This window comes from Nocardia sp. NPDC006982, from assembly GCF_042869435.1.
In the GTDB taxonomy this organism is placed as follows: Bacteria; Actinomycetota; Actinomycetes; order Mycobacteriales; family Mycobacteriaceae; genus Nocardia.
The window spans coordinates 607757-624012 of record NZ_JBIAFV010000005.1; the positions used below are offsets into that span (position 1 = coordinate 607757).

Genomic DNA, 16256 nt, shown 5'->3' on the forward strand with positions numbered 1-16256 from the left:
AAGCCTGTCAGGACAGCGCATGCCAGGCTCGGACCAGCGCCGAACGGAAGTCATCGGACTGCTCGGCGGTCATACCGCTGATCATCTGCTGTTCCACCGCGTCGACCTCGTCCGCGACATCGGCGAGCAACCCACGTCCCGCCTCGGTGAGATGGATCAGCAGCTCGCGCCGGTTGCGTGAGTTGCGTTCGCGCGCAATGAGTCCGCGACTCTCCAGAGCGCGGACCACATCGGCGACGGACTGTGCCGTGACGAACGAATCCCGCGCCAGCTGCGCGGCCGGTAAGCCGTCGTGCCGTTCGAGCACGGTCAGCGCGGTGTACTGCAATGTGGTGATCCCGACCGGACGCAGCAGCTCGTCCAGGCGCGCCCGCACCGCCAGCTCGACCCTTTTGACCGCGTACAGCAGCGAGGTCTGACTACGCAGCAGTCGGCTTGCGGTCGGCTTCGCCTCCGAGATCGTCACCAGCACTCTCCTCACCTCGTCGCGGGGGCCGAACCGGGATGTTCGGCGAAATCGAGAATAGACCATTGACAGGAATCCTGTCAGTGGCGAATAGTGGCTGACATCACTAAAACCATCAGGTTTCCTGTTGATGAGAGCAGACGCATCTCGGCAGAGCGGCCGGAATCGTCGGAACGGGACCGAGCAGGCATGAGCACGAACGACAACGTCGACGGACAGCTGTTCATCGACGGCAAATGGCGGAACTCCGCATCGGGTGGCCGCAGCGATGTGGTGGACCCGTCGACCGGTCGGGTCATCGGCACTGTCGCCGAAGCCGACCGCACCGACGTCGACGACGCGGTCACGGCCGCGCGCGCGGCATTCACCGGTGCCGAATGGGGCGGCCGCACTGGTCGGGAACGAGCGCGCATCCTGCTCCGGATCGCCGAGCTGGTGCGCGAGAATGCCGACGAGTTGGTGCGGCTGGAAAGTCTCGACGTCGGGAAGCCGGTCACCCTGTGCCGATCGGTGGACGTCGCGACCACCATCGAACAGTACGAGTACTGTGCCGCGCTCGCGCAGACCATCGACGGAGCTACCCGCCGCACGCCGCTACCCGCGTTCGCCTATACCCGCCGGGATCCACTCGGTGTGGTCGCCGCCATTACGCCGTTCAACTTTCCGCTGATCCTGTCGAGCTCCAAGATCGCGCCCGCGCTCGCGGCCGGCAATGTCGTCGTTCACAAGCCCGCCGAGGAAACGCCGCTCAGCGCGCTGTTCATGGCGACGCTGTTCGAAAGGGCCGGTGTTCCGGCGGGTGTGGTCAACGTCGTCACCGGCTCCGGGCCGGTGGTGGGTGCGGCGCTGCTCGAGCATCCGGGCGTGGACAAGATCGCATTCACCGGATCGACCGAGATCGGCCGGCGAGCGGCGAGCGTGGCCGGTGCGGCGTTGAAGCCGGTGACCATGGAACTCGGCGGCAATGCCGCGCAGATCGTGTTCGCCGACGCCGATGTCGAGAAGGCGATCGGCGCGATCATCAAGGGTTTCGTCTTCAATACCGGGCAGTTCTGCATGGGCGGTCCCCGGCTGCTGGTTGCGCGGCCGCTCTACGAGACCGTCGTCGGCATCCTCGCCGAAGCCGTCGCAGGCGTACGCGTCGGCGACCCGCGCGATCCGGCGACCGTGGTCGGACCGATGGCCGCACAACGGCACGTCGCGAAGGTCGAAGAATATGTCGCGCTGGCCCGCCGGGAGGGCGGCCGGGTGGTGTGCGGTGGCGAACGCCTGGATCTGGACGGCGGCTACTACTACCAGCCCACCGTGATCGCGGACCTCGCCGACGACTCCCGCGCCGTGCAGGAGGAGATCTTCGGACCGGTGCTCACGGTGCAGGCCTTCGATACCGAGGACGAAGCGATCGCGCTGGCCAACGGCACGCGCTACGGACTCGCATCCGGCCTGCACACCACCGATCTCGCCCGCGCGCACCGCGTCGCCGACAAATTGCAGGCCGGAATCGTCTGGGTCAACGACTGGGCGATGCTCGACCCTGCCATGCCGTTCGGCGGTGTCAAGGACTCCGGCTTCGGACGTGAATACGGACCCGAGGCCCTTGCGTCCTACACCAAGGTCAAATCCGTTGTCATCGCACTCGATTGAAGCCGCAAGGACACCTACCATGACCACCTCCACATGGGCAGCCGTCGTCGAATCCGGCGGTGCACCGTTTACCCTGTCCGCGATCGAACTCGATGAACCACGACCGCACGAGGCGATCGTGCGCATGGTCGCGGCCGGTGTCTGCCACACCGACCTCGGTGTCGCCAGTGGCGGACTGCCGTTCCCGCTGCCCGGCGTCCTCGGTCACGAAGGTGCGGGCATCGTCGAACGCGTCGGATCCGAAGTCACCGGTGTCGTACCCGGCGATCACGTACTGCTGTCGTTCACCTCGTGCGGAGCGTGCGCGAACTGCCGCGACGGCCACCCGGCCTATTGCGCAACCTGGTTGCCGCTCAACCTGATCGGCGGTGCGCGAGCCGATGACAGCCACACCATCACGCGCGATAGCGCACCCTTGGGCGGGCACTTTTTCGGGCAGTCGTCGTTCAGTCGACTCGCGCTGGTCGACGAGCGCAGCATGATCGTCGTCGACCCCGATGTGCCGCTGGAATCGATTGCTCCGCTCGGGTGCGGAGTCCAGACCGGTGTCGGCGCGATCTGGAATGTCGTACAGCCGCGCCCGGGATCGAGCGTTGTCGTACTCGGCGCCGGTGCGGTCGGAATGTCCGCGATTATGGCGGCCACGCTGTCACCGGCCACGACGATCATCGCCGTCGACAAGATCGCCGAACGTCTCGAACTGGCCTGGGAACTCGGCGCTACGCACATCATCGATGCGACGACGACCGATGTCGCCACCGCGATCACCGAAATCACCGGTGGCGCCGACGCCGTCGTGGAAACAACCGGCAGCACCGCCGTACTGCGCACCGGCGCGGATGTCCTCGCCGCGCGCGGCACGCTGGTCGTCGTCGGCGCACCACCGTTCGGCGCCGAGGTGGCGCTCGACGTCAACGCCATGCTGCCGGGCCGCAAGGTCGTCGGACTCACCCTGGGCGATCACGAAACCCGCACCGCCATACCGGCTTTGGTCTCGCTGATGCAAAGCGGGCGGCTCCCGATCGACAAGCTGATCACCCGGTACCGATTCGACGACATCGGCCAGGCCGCCGCGGATATGACCTCGGGCAAAGCGATCAAACCCGTCCTCATTTTCTGACCCCTCTTTCGAAAGGAACTTCGCATATGGATCTCACCGGCAAAGTCGCCATCGTCACCGGCAGCGGCCAAGGTCTCGGCCTGGCCTACGCCAAGGCTTTGGCCGCCGCCGGCGCGTCGGTCGTGGTCAACGATGTGGCCGCCGACCGCGCCGAAAAGGCCGCCGCCGAAATCGCCGAAACCGGTGGTCGGGCACTCGCGGTACCGGTCGCCGTCGGCACCACCGAGGCTGCGCGGACACTGGTCGCGGCGGCCGTCGACGCGTTCGGACGACTGGATGCGATGGTGACCAATGCGGGCATCCTGCGCGACAAGGTGCTGTGGAACATGTCCGACGACGACTTCGACGCCGTCATCCACGTCCATCTGCGCGGCACCTTCACCTGCGTTCGGGAAGCGGTCAAACACTTCCGTCTGGCCGGTCACGGTGGGCGGGTCGTGCTCGCCGGATCCCCCGCCGGGCAGCGCGGCAATTTCGGTCAAACCAACTATGCGGCAGCCAAAGCCGGTATCGCGGCGATGGCGCGCACGTGGGCGATGGAATGCGCGAAGGCCGGAGTCACGGTCAATGCGATCATCCCCAACGCGGCGACCGCGATGACCGAGACCATTCCCTTCCTCGCCCCTTACGTCGAAGGAATGAAGAACGGTGAGCCGATCCCGTCGGTGGTGCGCCGCGCAGCCTCGTTCGGCACGCCCGAGGATGTCGCCGGACTGGTGGTTTTCCTGGCCTCCGACGCCTCCGCCGATATCACGGGCCAATGCATCGGCATCGGCGGCGACCGGTTGTCGCTCTGGTCGCATCCGAGCGAAATCCGCAGCGCCTTCCTCGACGGCGGCTGGACCGCCGACGCGATCGCCGAGGCGTTCGACTCCTCGATCGGTGAGCAGCTCGAAACCTACGGCATCCCGCTGCCCAAGATCCCGACCACCGCGCAGCAGCTGTCATGAGTCTGGACCTGGACCAACTCGTCGCGATCGACGTGCACACGCACGCCGAAACCGATGGCTGCGGCCACTATTCGTTACCGGACCAGCTCCGGGCAGGTGCCGACGCCTACTTCGGCGCCGAATCCGGCCCGCCGACCATCGACGAGATGGCCGCTTACTACCGGGAACGCCGCATGGCCGCGGTCGTATTCACCGTCGACGCCGAAGCCGCGCTCGGCCATCGGCGGATCAGCAATGAAGACATCGCCACCGCGGCCGCCGCACACAGCGACGTCCTCATCCCGTTCGCCAGTATCGATCCGGCCAGAGGAAAGGCGGGACTGGCCGAAGCCCGGCGACTTGTTGTCGAGCACGGGGTCCGCGGCTTCAAATTCCATCCGAGCGTGCAGGCTTTCCGGCCCGACGATCGTGCCGTCTACCCGCTCTACGAGACCATCAGCGAGCTCGGGGTGCCCGCCCTGTTCCACTCCGGTCAGACTGGAATCGGATCGGGCCTCCCCGGTGGCGGCGGCATCCGGCTCAAATACTCCAACCCGATGCTGCTCGACGATGTGGCAGTCGACTTTCCGGATCTGACGATCATCATCGCCCATCCGTCGTTTCCCTGGCAGGACGAAGCGCTGGCCGTGGCCACGCACAAACCCAACGTCTATATCGATCTGTCCGGGTGGTCGCCGAAATACTTTCCGGCGCAACTGGTCAAGTACGCCAACAGCCTGCTCAAACGAAAGGTGTTGTTCGGCTCGGACTTTCCGCTCATTTCCCCGGATCGGTGGATGAAGGACTTCGAACAACTCGATATCAAGGACGAGGTCCGTCCCCTGATCCTGCGTGAAAACGCCATCACCGCATTGGGATTGAGGACGACATGATGGACCAGGGAGTCGGCTCGTGGCCGCGGCGGCGGGCCCGGATGGAACCCGATGCCATCGCGCTGATCCAACAGGACCGGCGCGTCGACTACGCCACCCTCGCCGATCGCGTGGACACCCTCGCCGCGGCCCTCGCCGATTTCGGCGTCGGGCCGGGCGACCGGGTCGCCTACCTCGGACCCAACGATATCGCGACCTTCGAAACACTCTTCGCCACAATGCATCTCGGCGCCATCTTCGTGGCACTCAACACTCGGCTGGCCGCGCCGGAGATCGCCGGTCTACTCGACGATGCCGACCCGACTGTGTTCGTCGTCGGTACCGACACCGGTATCGATGCGCTCGCACGAAGCTCCGCCACTCCCAGGCTGCTGCACCTGGGCGAAGAGTACGAGAACGCGATCACCGACCACACCGGGCGAACACCGCCCGCCCACGCGGTCGGACTCGACGACCCCGCATTGATCCTCTACACCTCCGGCACCACCGGCCGCCCCAAGGGCGCCGTGCTCACCCACGGCAATATCGTCTGGAATACCCTCAACCAGTTCGCCCACTTCAGTCTCGGCCGCGACGATGTCAGCCTGTGTTCCGCGCCGCTGTTCCACGTACTCGGCCTTGGTCAGATCACGCTGCCGACCCTCTACGCCGGCGGAACCGTCGTTGTCATACCGAAATTCGATCCCGGCGAGTTCCTGGCCACCATCGAGCGCAGGCGCGCCACCGTTTTCCCGCTCGCCCCGACCATGCTGAAAATGCTGTGCGAGGCGCCGGAGTGGGAGACCACCGATCTGTCGAGCGTCCGCTGCGTCGCCTTCGGCGGGTCCCCCGTCCTCGAACACGTGGCCAAGGCGTGGCTGGCCCGCGGCATCCAGGCCCTACAGGGCTACGGCATGACCGAGGCGGCACCCGGCGTGCTCATGGCACTGCGCCACGGTGCCGACGCACATCCGGTATCCGCGGGTGTTCCGCACTTCTTCACCGATGTCGCGCTACTCACCCCGACCGGCGAGATCATCGAAGGAGCCGGCCAGGGCGAACTACTCGTCAAGGGCCCCAACGTCTTTGCCGGATATTGGAATCGACCCGACGCCACCGAACAGGCGTTCATCGACGGCTGGTTCCGCACCGGCGATATCGTCCGCATCGACCATGACGGCTGGGCGCACATCGTCGACCGTGTCAAGGACATGATCATCTCCGGCGGCGAGAACATCTACCCCGCCGAGGTCGAGGCGGCCATCTCCCGCCTGGACAGCGTCTCCGACTGCGCTGTGGTCGCGGTGCCGGACGAACGATGGGGTGAGGTCGGGTTGGCGTTCATCGTCGCCCGCGCCGGTCACGACATCGATGCAGACGCGATTCGCACCCATCTCGAAGCGAATCTGGCCCGATACAAAGTCCCGAAATATTTCATCTTCCGCGAGCAGCTGCCCCGCAACGCCCTCGGCAAGCTCCAGCGCCTGCTGCTCCGCGACGACGCTCGCCAAATGCGCGGGCTGACACCGTAAATCCACAACAACCGAAGGAGCGCGCCACATGGCGACCACCGTCGACAAACCCACCGACCTACTCGACCTCATCGGCACCGAACTCGGCAGCAGCGACTGGCTCGAGATCCCGCAGCGCGATATCGACATGTTCGCCGAGGCCACCCACGACGAGCAGTGGATCCACGTCGATGTCGAACGCGCGAAGACCGGCCCCTTCGGCGGCACCATCGCCCACGGCTATCTGACCCTGTCGCTACTCATTCCGCTCTGGTCCGAAATACTCGTTATCGAAAACCGCGGCATGGCAATCAATTACGGCCTCAACAAGGTCCGGTTCCCGGCACCCGTCCCCGCCGGCGCCAAAGTCCGACTCACCGCCACCCTCGCCGACGCCACCGACCTCGGCGACGGCGCGGTCCAAGTCACCGTCGATGCCGTCATGGAACGCGAGGGCGCCGACAAGCCGGTATGCATCGCCCAGATGGTGCACCGCTACTTCCAGTAGCGCTGAGGTTCAGCCGGCCTGACAGGTGGGGCACCAGAAGAGGTTTCGGCCCTCCAGTACGGTGTGTGCGACAGGGGTGCCGCAGAGGCGGCAGGGTGCGCCGGGACGGCGGTAGACGTAGGTGCGTGGGCGGTCGGCCGCGTAGGACGGTTCGCCGTGGTCGTGTTCGGGGCGGACGACGACCATCTTGCCGACCCGCACTCCCACCCGCATCAGCGCGACCAGATCGGTCCACATCGCGTCCCACTCGTCGGCAGTGAGCGCGGTGCCCGGTCGGTGTGGCGAAATACCGTGCCGGAAAAGCAGTTCCGCGCGATACACATTGCCGACGCCGGCGAGCACCTGCTGATCCATCAGCAGTGCGCCGATGGACCTGCGCGAGCGATGAATCCGACGCCAGGCCCGTTCGGGATCGGCGCCGCGCCGCAGTGGATCCGGGCCGAGCCGGTCGGTCAGCGCGGTCACCTCAGCACGGGTGTACACCTCGCAGGCGGTCGGGCCGCGTAAATCGGTGCCGTACAGGCGGTCATCTGCCGACGCGTCACCGACGATCCGCATCCGCACCTGGCCGACCGGCTCCCCCATCGGCAGCGGGACCTCGGTGAACACCCCGTACAACCCGAGATGCACATGTACCACCAGACCCGACTCGTAGTGGTGCAGAAGGTGTTTGCCCCAGGCCTCGGCTCGCGTCAGCACCTGTCCGTCGATGCGCGCGGCACCGGAGGCGAACTTGCCCTGCGGACTGGAGACACGCACCACTCCCCCGGCAAAGCGTCGCTGGTGCAACCGTGCGAGCCGATGCAGCGTATGCCCCTCAGGCACGGACATCCTCTCTGTTCCGCCGCCGATGCGACCCGACCCACCCGGGTCGCATTGCGGGACGACGGATTACGCGCTCAGTAAGCCGGAACGGCCGGGGCCACACCGGTCTTCTCGTACTCGGCCAGGATGTCGATGCGACGCTGGTGGCGCGGCTCCTCGGACCACTTGGTCGAGACGAACGCGTCCACGATCGCCAGCGCCTCCTCGGTGGAGTGCATGCGGCCGCCGATGCCGATCAACTGGGCATTGTTGTGCTCACGGGCCAGTTGGGCGGTCTCCACGCTCCAGGCCAGGGCGCAGCGGGCGCCAGGCACCTTGTTCGCGGCGATCTGCTCACCGTTGCCGCTGCCGCCGAAGACCAGCCCGAGGCTGCCCGGATCGGCGACGGTGCGGCGCGCCGCCTCGATGCAGAAGGCGGGGTAGTCGTCGAGTGCGTCGTATTCGAGGGCGCCGCAGTCGACGACCTCGTGGCCCGACTGCTCCAGATGGGCCTTGACGTGATTCTTCAGTTCGAAACCGGCATGGTCGGCACCCAGGTATACGCGCATGGCTGCGATTGTGTCAGGCGTGTTTCGCAGTGCCGCGACAGGGGACGTGCGGCCACGATTAACACCGCTAGCCACCGCGGCGAATCGACAGATGTGCCCCCGCGGTGTCCGTCACGCCAACGGCGCCGAACCTCATCCCCGGCAAATGAATAGAGTTCTTCGCATGCAGCCGCACGACTCCCAGCCGCCCCAGCAGCCGGGCGGACCCGCCGATCCTTATCCCGCTCTCGGCGGATGGGCGCAGGCTCAGGACGCGACCGCCACTGCGCACAATTCGCCGCAGTACCCATCGTCGCCGCAATACCCCGCCGCGCCGTACCCCGGATTCCCCACACCCCACTACGGACCCGCGCCGTCCGGATACGGCGTGGCTCCGGTCCCGCCCGGTACGCCCCCGCAGCGGCAGCCGCGCGGGCTGTCCCCGTTCGGCATGCCCGCACGGCACCCGTGGGAGATTCCGCTGCTGGTCGTCGTCTGTGTGATCACCACGTTCGCGATGCTGATCGCGGTGGCGGTGTGCATCGATCTCGTACTGGGTGGGAAGCAGCCGAATATCTACCTGATCATCCTGGTCTTCGCGCCGATCGTGGTGTGGTTCCTGCGCGGTATGGGCTACGCGGCCATGCGGGTCAACGGCGTCAAGATGTCGCCGACCCAGTTTCCGGAGGGCTATCAACTGGTGGTCGAGGCGGCGGCCCGATTCGGAATGGCCAAGGTGCCGGATGCCTATGTCGTGCTCGGCAACGGCCAGATCAATGCCTTCGCCTCCGGTCACGGGTTCCGCCGCTATGTCGCGGTATACAGCGATCTGTTCGAAATCGGCGGCGCCGCACGCGAACCCGAGGCTCTCGCCTTCATCATCGGTCACGAGGTCGGGCATATCGCGGCCGGGCACACCTCGTACTGGCGTCAGCTCGGCATGTTCGTGGCACCGTCGCTGCCGATCATCGGCAGCTCATTGATCCGGTCCCAGGAGTACACCGCCGACAATCACGGCTATTGCAACCGGCACGTCGGCGCACCGGGCGCCATGGGCACCCTCGCGGCCGGCAAGTACCTGAACAAATTGGTCGGCTTCGACGAGATGGCCGATCGGGCCGCGGTCGAGAAGGGCTTCTTCGTCTGGATCAGCAATGCCATGTCCTCGCATCCGGTGCTGACCTGGCGCATGTGGGCCCTGCGCGACCGCAGCAGGCACGGCAAGCTGTTCTGGCGACCGAACCGACCGGCCGGTGCGCCACCGGCCGGTCCGTACCCGAGCAGCTACGGCGAGGTTCCGGCGTTGCCGCCGAAACCCGTGCCGTAGGTCCGCGGTCAGTCGAAGGACGGATCCTCGGTCCTGGTCCGCTTCAACTCGAAGAAGTGCGGGTAGTCGGCCAGCGTGACCGCCGCATCCCACAGCTTCCCGGCCTCCTCGCCGCGCGGGATGCGCGACAGCACCGGACCGAAGAAGGCATTGCCGTTGATGTGGATGGTCGGGGTGCCGACATCCGGACCGACTTTGTCCATGCCCTCGTGATGGCTCTTGCGCAGCGCCTCGTCGAATTCGGTGCTCTCGGCGGCCGCGGCGAGTTCGGCGGGCAGGCCCGCCTCGGCAAGCGAATCCGCGATCACCGCGGCGAGGGATTCCTTGCGGGAGTCGCGCGCGTACTCCTCGCGACGGTTGTGGATGCGGGTGCCCATCGCGGTGTAGAGCGGGGCGAGCACCTTGTCACCGTGGGCTTGGGCGGCAGCGATCGCGACCCGGACCGGACCCCAGCCGGTCGCGAGCAGCTCCTCGTACTGCGGCGGCAGCCCCTCCTTGCCCTCGTTCAGCACCGACAGGCTCATCACGTGGAAACGGGCCTCGATATCGCGGACCTGCTCGACCTCGAGAATCCAGCGGGAGGTGATCCAACACCAGGGGCACAGCGGGTCGAACCAGAAATCGGCAACGTTCTTGGTGGTCGTCTCGCTCACAGAGCTGTTCCTCTCCATCGCACGCTCGTAACGCGCGGATTCGCCGCGCCACTATCCGTGGCCAACCACGCGGGCTCGCGATTCGTTCCCGGACCGGACGACCGATTTTCCGAAAGGCGGCCCGGGGTCCCAGTAGGGTGACACGCAGGCGTCAGGTTCCCTCCCGAAAAGGAGTCCGTAATGACCTCTGATCAGCATTTCGTCATCGTCGGCGGCGGGCTGGCCGCGGCCAAACTCGCGGAAGCACTGCGCGCCAACGATTTCGCCGGAACCGTGACGCTGATCAGCGCCGAAGATTACCTGCCCTATGAGCGACCACCGCTGTCCAAGGAACATCTGCTCGGAAAGAAATCGCTCGAGGAATTCACCGTCGACCCGGGCCAGTGGTACCGCGATCACCATATCGACGTCCGGCTCGGCACCGAGGTCCGCGCGATCGATCCGAGCGCGAAAACCGTGACGCTGCCGGATGGTTCGACACTCGGCTACGACAAGCTCGCACTCGCGACCGGCTCGACACCGCGCCGCCTGCCGATTCCGGGCATGGATGCGCGCGAGGTGTACACGCTGCGCACCATCGGCGATTCCGACAGCCTGATCGAGCTGTTCGGCTCTGCCCGGCGGCTGGTCATCATCGGGGCAGGCTGGATCGGGCTCGAGGTCGCCTCGGCCGCACGCGCCGCCCAGGTCGAGGTCACCATTGTCGAATCCGCCGAACTGCCGCTCTTGGCGGCGCTCGGCCCCGAGATGGGTCAGGTCTTCGCGGATCTGCACCGCGACCACGGCGTCGACCTGCGATTCGGCGCGCAGGTCGAGTCGATCACCACCCATCAGGCCGGGGCAATCACCGCTAGTCAGGGAGGGGTGGAGCTGGCGAGCGGCGTCCGACTCACCGACGGCACCGTGATCGAGGGCGATGCGGTACTCGTCGCGGTCGGCGCGCGGCCGAATATCGAACTGGCCGCGAACGCGGGGCTGGCGACCGACGGCGGCGTACTCGTCGACGCGAGCCTGGCCACCAGCGACCCGGATATCGTGGCGGTCGGCGATATCGCCGACGCGCAGCATCCGGTGCTCGGACGTCGAATTCGAGTGGAGCACTGGGCGAATGCGCTCAATCAGCCCGCCGTCGCGGCGCAGACCATGCTCGGCAAGTCGGCTTCCTACGAACGCCTGCCGTACTTCTTCACCGACCAATACGACCTGGGCATGGAGTACACCGGATACGCCGCGACCAGTGAGTACGCGCGGGTGGTCGTGCGCGGTGATGTGGCGAAGCGCGAGTTCGTCGCATTCTGGCTCGATGCCGAGAACCGGGTGCTGGCGGGGATGAATGTGAACATCTGGGATGTGACCGACCGAATCAAGGAGTTGATCGGTCAGCAGGTCGATCCGGAACAGCTTGCCGATACCTCCGCGCCACTGTGATGCGGATCACTATCGAGGATGCGTCGAATCGGCGCACCCAGCTCCGACCACATCGCGAGCGCGCCGCAGGGGGCGCACCGCAGGCTAGGAGACCGGAATGAAATACATGCTGCTCAAGACCTATGGGCCCGCCGCCAGCTGCGACGTCCCGATCACCGAGTGGACGCCGGAGGAGATCAAGGCGCATATGGACTTCCAGCGGGCGCTCGGCGCGGAGCTGGCCAAGACCGGTGAACTGGTCGACGCACAGGGCCTGGCCGGGCCGGACGAGGCACGACTGGTCAGTTCGGACGGGCGCTCGGCACCGGTCGTCACCGATGGGCCGTTCCCGGAGACCAAGGAGTTCCTGGCCGGATATTGGATTGTCGATGTGGAGAGTCCGGAGCGTGCACTGGAAATCGCGGCACAGGCGTCGGCGGCCCCCGGACCGGGTGGTAAGCCGATCGGCGAGTACATCGAGGTGCGCGCGGTGATGGGTGCCCCGGCGACCGAGCAATAGTTGTTCATGCACGGAGCACCGCCCATCGAGGACCTGTTGCGCGAACTCGCGCCACAGGTCCTCGGCACGTTGGTACGCCGATTCGGCGATTTCGACACCGCCGAGGACGCGCTGCAGGAGGCGATGCTCGCGGCGGCGACCCAATGGCCCGCCGATGGACTGCCGGATAATCCGCGGGCATGGTTGATCCAGGTCGCGCAGCGGCGGATGGCCGACACAGTGCGCGCCGAGGTGGCCCGGCGACGCAGGGAGACAACGGTTTTCGAGCGCGACGTGCCCGATGCCGAGGCCGTCGATCGTGACGACACGCTCGCCATGTTCTTCCTCTGCTGCCATCCGGCGCTGTCGTCCGCGAGTGCCATCGCGCTGACATTGCGTGCGGTCGGCGGGCTCGGCACGGCGGAGATCGCCAATGCCTTCCTGCTGCCGGAAGCGACCATGGCGCAACGGATTACGCGTGCGAAGAAGAAGCTGGCCACGCTCGACCGCCCGTTCGCCCGGCCCGGTGACGCGCAATGGCACGAGCGGCTCGGTGCTGTGCTGCATGTGCTGTACCTGATCTTCAACGAGGGGCACACCAGCACCGCGGGACCCGACCTGCAGCGGACCGACCTCTCGAACGAGGCGATCCGCCTGACCAGGTCGATCCATCGGCTGCTCCCCGACGACACCGAGGTCACCGGGCTGCTGGCGCTCATGCTGCTTACCGACTCCCGGCGCGCCGCACGCACCGGGGCGCACGGCGAATTGATTCCGCTCGCTGAACAGAACCGCGCGCTGTGGGACCGCGCCCAGATCACCGAGGGCATGACGTTGACCACCAGCACACTCGCCTCGGGTCTCACCGGTCCCTACCAGATCCAGGCCGCGATCGCCGTGCTGCACGCCGAGGCGCCGCGTGCCGAGGACACCGACTGGCGACGAATCCTGGCCCTGTACAACATTATCGAGCGCATCGTGAAGAACCCGATGGTCACCCTCAACCGCGCCGTCGCCACCGCCATGGTGCACGGCCCCGCCGCCGGTCTCGAACTCGCAGACACCCTCGAAGACCAGTTGGCAGGTAATCACCGACTCGACGCCGTCCGCGGCCACCTACACGAAATGGCAGGCGATTTCGCCACAGCCACCACCTGCTACACGTCCGCTGCCAACCACACCACCAGCACCCCCGAACGCGACTACCTGACCCTGCGCGCCGCCCACCTCCGCCACCACCGCTGACCCCAGCCGGCGCAGTCAAGCCTTGGGTCATCAGGTGACCAGTCACACCAGATATAGGGGTGGCCGCATGTTGCTGGGCCTTTCGCGTCTGAGCAGGTCGCGTAGCGCGGCTCCAGCCTCCGCACCCGTCGCGCTGGTCAACTCGATGACACGGCGGATTGTCAGTGCGTTGACACCGCGGAGTGACGCGGCGTGCGCATAACGGTCGATGTCGCCAATCGAGTCCACGGTCGGCATCCGCTGTTCTCGGTGTGCAGACAGTCGATTACGTTCTGTGTCGATATCGCTGTAGCCTCGGCGGTCCCGGATGCGCTGCTCCACTTGCTCCAGTGAAATGGTGTCGGACAAGTCGGACGCGAGGGACTGCGCAGCTACGCCGAAGGCATCGACTTCGCACACCACCGCGGCGTCATCGGTGATATTGATGAGCGCGTCACGCTGGGTCTCGACCTCACCGCGCCAGCCCTCTGCGGCCACGCAAAGAAGTCCGTTGGCCTCGGACGGGTGCCAGTTCCACACCTCGGCGACCATCGCCACATCAGCGGCGCCGAGTTCGGCGACCGCCGCGGAGCCGTGACGGCGCAGCAGTGTGCACAGTTCAGGCGGCGTCAGCTCCCCGTCGAGCCCAACCCCGGCGATGAGCAGGTGCAACGGGAATTCCGATCGTATGGCGGCTGCCAACGTGAGCGAGTCGGCCAACGGGCTGCGTAGGCCAGCCTCATGTCCTTCGGCCAGGATGTCGCCGCCGACATCAACGATGACCAATACGTCCGCGCCGAACAGTTCAGCCGCAGAGTGGAATTGAGCCGCGAGACCAGTGGCGCCAGCGACGGGGTCCATCAGCAATAGCGGGCAAGACAGATACGGGACCAAACTGGGCAGCGTGGACCGGCCCGCATTGTGCAACCGCGCCGACTCCGTCACCTCGGCGATCAGCGGCGAATGCTTGGCTAAGCGGTCGAAGTCGTCGCGACTGCGCGGCCCAGGTGTCGGGTCGATGAGCAGACGATCCCAGGAGTAACTCATGATCGCCGCGACATCGAAGCGGTGTCGAAGCTTCCTGGCGACAATCGCCGCAGTGATGGCATCACCACCGCCCCCAGCGGCAATCGCAACAGCTTTCACAGTCATCTAATCCGGAATCGTACACTGGCCAGTGACATAGGACACCGGAGGAACAGTTGCCCGAAATCGAAGAGGTACTGCCGAAGTATCTACAAATCGCGGGGTATCTCCGAGACCAGATTGTGCGCGGCGACCTTGCTCCTGGCGCCGACGTCCCGTCAGTTCGCGAACTCGCCGCGGAGTGGAATGTTGCCCGGCCGACAGCCAGCAAAGCTCTTGATGCACTGCGGCAGCAAGGTCTTGTCGAATCGCGCCGCGGCAGCGGCACCTACGTGCGTGAGCCCCAGGCCGCGCCCCGAGCACGCGAGCGGTACGAACGAGCGGCTGCGCTGGGCACCATGTATTCCGACCCGGAGTCGGTGCGGTTCCCGCTTGTCGGCATCGTCGAGGCGCCCACGCATGTGGCGGCCGCGCTCGGCCTTGCCTCGGGTTCCGCCGTGATCCAGCGCCAACGGGTGATCGACGGCAATAGCGGACCGGTCGAGCTGTCGACGTCATGGTTCGCCGCTTCACTCGCCGAAACGGCACCGCGCCTGATGGTGGCCGAGCGACTGCGCGGTGGGACGGTTCGGTATCTCGCTGATGTACTCGGCATCAAATCGGCGTACGCCCGCGACCAGGTATGCGCCCGGCAGGCTAGCGCGGAGGAACGCCGGGCACTTGCACTGTCCGAGCACGCGCCAGCGTTGGTCTATTGGCTGACGGCCTACGACTCCGACGATCGCCCGCTCCAGTTCGACGAAGCGGTGTACCCGCCGGAACGTTGGGCGTTCCGGCAGGAATATCCAATAATTTTCTAGGCCCCGCGCGCTCAACGCCGGAATGTTCGCCGATAATTCAAACTGTCCTAGGACACTTCAGTGTTTGTGTCATAGTTCACCTACGTCGCGCCGTCGGGTTGACCCCCATCCCCGGCGGCGGGGCGGATCAACTGAAACCTGCTCGGGCACACCAAGGGACGTGCGAAATGAACGCAGATGATCTGATCCGGTTGCGTGACGCGCTCAGGGATTTTCGGAGGCGATCGACGACGATGCCGACGTACCGACCCACTGGGCACGCAACCACGACGGCATACGGACCCCGGTGTTCGCGGACGGGCGAACGGGTGGTGAGTTCACATGGACTCAGATGCTCGCTGCCCGTGGCGAAGACATCGGCGAACTTGTCGAATCCCTGATAGACGCTGGACTCGCCACTGAGGTTCAAGAGGTCGGGATTGACGTGCTCGATCAGGGCAGGCGATGACAATGGGGTTCAACTGGTGGCGGGAAGCCGAGTCTGACGGCACGTCGGTGCAAGCGATCGTGGATCGTGTACAGGCTGAGTGGAAAGCCGAGCGCCAACGGATCGACGCCAAGGATGCCCGGCCCACCGACGCTGCGTTCTGGCCCAGCGGTTGGCCGCACGACGCGCCGGAAGTTCCGTTGAGCGTCAACGAAGCGCACATGACGATGCAACGGCATCGCGGGTGCCGCGCCGACGAGTGCCCGCGTAAGGCGGCGGCACGGCAAACCTTGATCAGCGCGGGTCGGATGAAGCCTGACACCTCACGGGAGTACTGAGCGCGCGCAGGCCGCTCAGGTAGAAGAAAGTTG

The 16256-nt window shown here is 66.1% G+C and carries 17 protein-coding genes; 12 read left to right on the top strand and 5 right to left on the bottom strand.

All coding sequences use genetic code 11. The features are described from left to right. Positions 1 to 7: 7 nt before the first annotated feature. Complete coding sequence (locus tag ACFYOW_RS23530; protein ID WP_387291157.1) at positions 8 to 466, bottom strand: MarR family winged helix-turn-helix transcriptional regulator; 459 nt, start codon at positions 464 to 466, stop codon at positions 8 to 10. Between the two features lie 189 nt (positions 467 to 655). Between ACFYOW_RS23530 and ACFYOW_RS23535 the strand changes: the two genes are divergently transcribed. From ACFYOW_RS23535 to ACFYOW_RS23560, 6 genes are read left to right on the top strand one after another with little or no spacing between them, the layout of a single operon-like run. After that, the gene (locus ACFYOW_RS23535) at positions 656 to 2110 is read left to right on the top strand and encodes an aldehyde dehydrogenase family protein (protein WP_387291159.1); all 1455 of its coding nucleotides are present in this window, start codon (positions 656 to 658) and stop codon (positions 2108 to 2110) included. A gap of 19 nt (positions 2111 to 2129) precedes the next feature. Next, on the top strand, positions 2130 to 3230 hold the full coding sequence (locus tag ACFYOW_RS23540) for an NAD(P)-dependent alcohol dehydrogenase (RefSeq protein ID WP_387291161.1): 1101 nt from the start codon (positions 2130 to 2132) through the stop codon (positions 3228 to 3230). A gap of 26 nt (positions 3231 to 3256) precedes the next feature. After that, positions 3257 to 4180, top strand: coding sequence for an SDR family oxidoreductase (locus ACFYOW_RS23545; RefSeq protein ID WP_387291163.1), 924 nt, complete (start codon positions 3257 to 3259; stop codon positions 4178 to 4180). Continuing rightward, positions 4177 to 5052 (top strand): amidohydrolase family protein, encoded by an 876-nt coding sequence (locus ACFYOW_RS23550; RefSeq protein ID WP_387291165.1) that lies wholly within the window; start codon positions 4177 to 4179, stop codon positions 5050 to 5052. The genes ACFYOW_RS23545 and ACFYOW_RS23550 overlap by 4 nt, the downstream gene beginning before the upstream one ends. After that, entirely contained in the window at positions 5049 to 6563 is a 1515-nt protein-coding gene (locus ACFYOW_RS23555) for a long-chain fatty acid--CoA ligase (RefSeq protein ID WP_387291167.1), read from the top strand. The genes ACFYOW_RS23550 and ACFYOW_RS23555 overlap by 4 nt, the downstream gene beginning before the upstream one ends. 28 nt (positions 6564 to 6591) lie before the next feature. Then, positions 6592 to 7050 (top strand): MaoC family dehydratase, encoded by a 459-nt coding sequence (locus ACFYOW_RS23560; protein WP_387291168.1) that lies wholly within the window; start codon positions 6592 to 6594, stop codon positions 7048 to 7050. Positions 7051 to 7059: 9 nt separating this feature from the next. On the opposite strand, the gene ACFYOW_RS23565 is transcribed toward ACFYOW_RS23560, so the two are convergent. Both ACFYOW_RS23565 and ACFYOW_RS23570 read right to left on the bottom strand, forming a co-directional pair. Next, the gene (locus ACFYOW_RS23565) at positions 7060 to 7875 is read right to left on the bottom strand and encodes an Fpg/Nei family DNA glycosylase (protein WP_387291170.1); all 816 of its coding nucleotides are present in this window, start codon (positions 7873 to 7875) and stop codon (positions 7060 to 7062) included. A 74-nt stretch (positions 7876 to 7949) separates the two neighbouring features. Beyond that, positions 7950 to 8423 carry a ribose-5-phosphate isomerase gene (locus ACFYOW_RS23570; RefSeq protein WP_387291172.1) on the bottom strand — a complete coding sequence of 158 codons (474 nt, stop codon included), beginning with the start codon at positions 8421 to 8423 and terminating at the stop codon, positions 7950 to 7952. A gap of 163 nt (positions 8424 to 8586) precedes the next feature. Here ACFYOW_RS23570 and ACFYOW_RS23575 point away from each other — a divergent pair, with 163 nt between their 5' ends. Further along, entirely contained in the window at positions 8587 to 9729 is a 1143-nt protein-coding gene (locus ACFYOW_RS23575; RefSeq protein ID WP_387291174.1) for a M48 family metallopeptidase, read from the top strand. Between the two features lie 8 nt (positions 9730 to 9737). Here ACFYOW_RS23575 and ACFYOW_RS23580 read toward each other — a convergent pair whose 3' ends face one another. After that, positions 9738 to 10382 carry a DsbA family protein gene (locus ACFYOW_RS23580; protein WP_387291176.1) on the bottom strand — a complete coding sequence of 215 codons (645 nt, stop codon included), beginning with the start codon at positions 10380 to 10382 and terminating at the stop codon, positions 9738 to 9740. Between the two features lie 180 nt (positions 10383 to 10562). Here ACFYOW_RS23580 and ACFYOW_RS23585 point away from each other — a divergent pair, with 180 nt between their 5' ends. The 3 genes from ACFYOW_RS23585 (at position 10563) to ACFYOW_RS23595 (ending at position 13533) form a co-directional block, all read left to right on the top strand. Then, on the top strand, positions 10563 to 11810 hold the full coding sequence (locus ACFYOW_RS23585; RefSeq protein ID WP_387291178.1) for an NAD(P)/FAD-dependent oxidoreductase: 1248 nt from the start codon (positions 10563 to 10565) through the stop codon (positions 11808 to 11810). A 97-nt stretch (positions 11811 to 11907) separates the two neighbouring features. Continuing rightward, positions 11908 to 12309: a YciI family protein gene (locus ACFYOW_RS23590; protein WP_387291180.1), complete on the top strand. Its 402-nt coding sequence runs from the start codon at positions 11908 to 11910 to the stop codon at positions 12307 to 12309. Between the two features lie 6 nt (positions 12310 to 12315). Then, positions 12316 to 13533 carry an RNA polymerase sigma factor gene (locus ACFYOW_RS23595; protein WP_387291181.1) on the top strand — a complete coding sequence of 406 codons (1218 nt, stop codon included), beginning with the start codon at positions 12316 to 12318 and terminating at the stop codon, positions 13531 to 13533. 42 nt (positions 13534 to 13575) lie between these two features. On the opposite strand, the gene ACFYOW_RS23600 is transcribed toward ACFYOW_RS23595, so the two are convergent. Beyond that, on the bottom strand, positions 13576 to 14664 hold the full coding sequence (locus ACFYOW_RS23600) for a DUF1152 domain-containing protein (protein WP_387291183.1): 1089 nt from the start codon (positions 14662 to 14664) through the stop codon (positions 13576 to 13578). 50 nt (positions 14665 to 14714) lie between these two features. On the opposite strand from ACFYOW_RS23600, the gene ACFYOW_RS23605 reads away from it, so the two are divergent. Both ACFYOW_RS23605 and ACFYOW_RS23610 read left to right on the top strand, forming a co-directional pair. Then, positions 14715 to 15458 carry a GntR family transcriptional regulator gene (locus tag ACFYOW_RS23605; protein WP_387291184.1) on the top strand — a complete coding sequence of 248 codons (744 nt, stop codon included), beginning with the start codon at positions 14715 to 14717 and terminating at the stop codon, positions 15456 to 15458. A gap of 450 nt (positions 15459 to 15908) precedes the next feature. Then, positions 15909 to 16223: a hypothetical protein gene (locus ACFYOW_RS23610; protein WP_387291186.1), complete on the top strand. Its 315-nt coding sequence runs from the start codon at positions 15909 to 15911 to the stop codon at positions 16221 to 16223. Positions 16224 to 16256: the final 33 nt, after the last annotated feature.

What these genes read in the sequence shown, in the direction of transcription:
- ACFYOW_RS23535 (WP_387291159.1), top strand. Translation starts at nt 656, where the DNA reads ATGAGCACGAACGACAACGTCGACGGACAGCTGTTCATCGACGGCAAA.
- ACFYOW_RS23540 (WP_387291161.1), top strand. Translation starts at nt 2,130, where the DNA reads ATGACCACCTCCACATGGGCAGCCGTCGTCGAATCCGGCGGTGCACCG.
- ACFYOW_RS23545 (WP_387291163.1), top strand. Translation starts at nt 3,257, where the DNA reads ATGGATCTCACCGGCAAAGTCGCCATCGTCACCGGCAGCGGCCAAGGT.
- ACFYOW_RS23550 (WP_387291165.1), top strand. Translation starts at nt 4,177, where the DNA reads ATGAGTCTGGACCTGGACCAACTCGTCGCGATCGACGTGCACACGCAC.
- ACFYOW_RS23555 (WP_387291167.1), top strand. Translation starts at nt 5,049, where the DNA reads ATGATGGACCAGGGAGTCGGCTCGTGGCCGCGGCGGCGGGCCCGGATG.
- ACFYOW_RS23560 (WP_387291168.1), top strand. Translation starts at nt 6,592, where the DNA reads ATGGCGACCACCGTCGACAAACCCACCGACCTACTCGACCTCATCGGC.
- ACFYOW_RS23570 (WP_387291172.1), bottom strand. Translation starts at nt 8,423, where the DNA reads ATGCGCGTATACCTGGGTGCCGACCATGCCGGTTTCGAACTGAAGAAT.
- ACFYOW_RS23575 (WP_387291174.1), top strand. Translation starts at nt 8,587, where the DNA reads ATGCAGCCGCACGACTCCCAGCCGCCCCAGCAGCCGGGCGGACCCGCC.
- ACFYOW_RS23585 (WP_387291178.1), top strand. Translation starts at nt 10,563, where the DNA reads ATGACCTCTGATCAGCATTTCGTCATCGTCGGCGGCGGGCTGGCCGCG.
- ACFYOW_RS23590 (WP_387291180.1), top strand. Translation starts at nt 11,908, where the DNA reads ATGAAATACATGCTGCTCAAGACCTATGGGCCCGCCGCCAGCTGCGAC.
- ACFYOW_RS23595 (WP_387291181.1), top strand. Translation starts at nt 12,316, where the DNA reads ATGCACGGAGCACCGCCCATCGAGGACCTGTTGCGCGAACTCGCGCCA.
- ACFYOW_RS23600 (WP_387291183.1), bottom strand. Translation starts at nt 14,664, where the DNA reads ATGACTGTGAAAGCTGTTGCGATTGCCGCTGGGGGCGGTGGTGATGCC.
- ACFYOW_RS23610 (WP_387291186.1), top strand. Translation starts at nt 15,909, where the DNA reads ATGGGGTTCAACTGGTGGCGGGAAGCCGAGTCTGACGGCACGTCGGTG.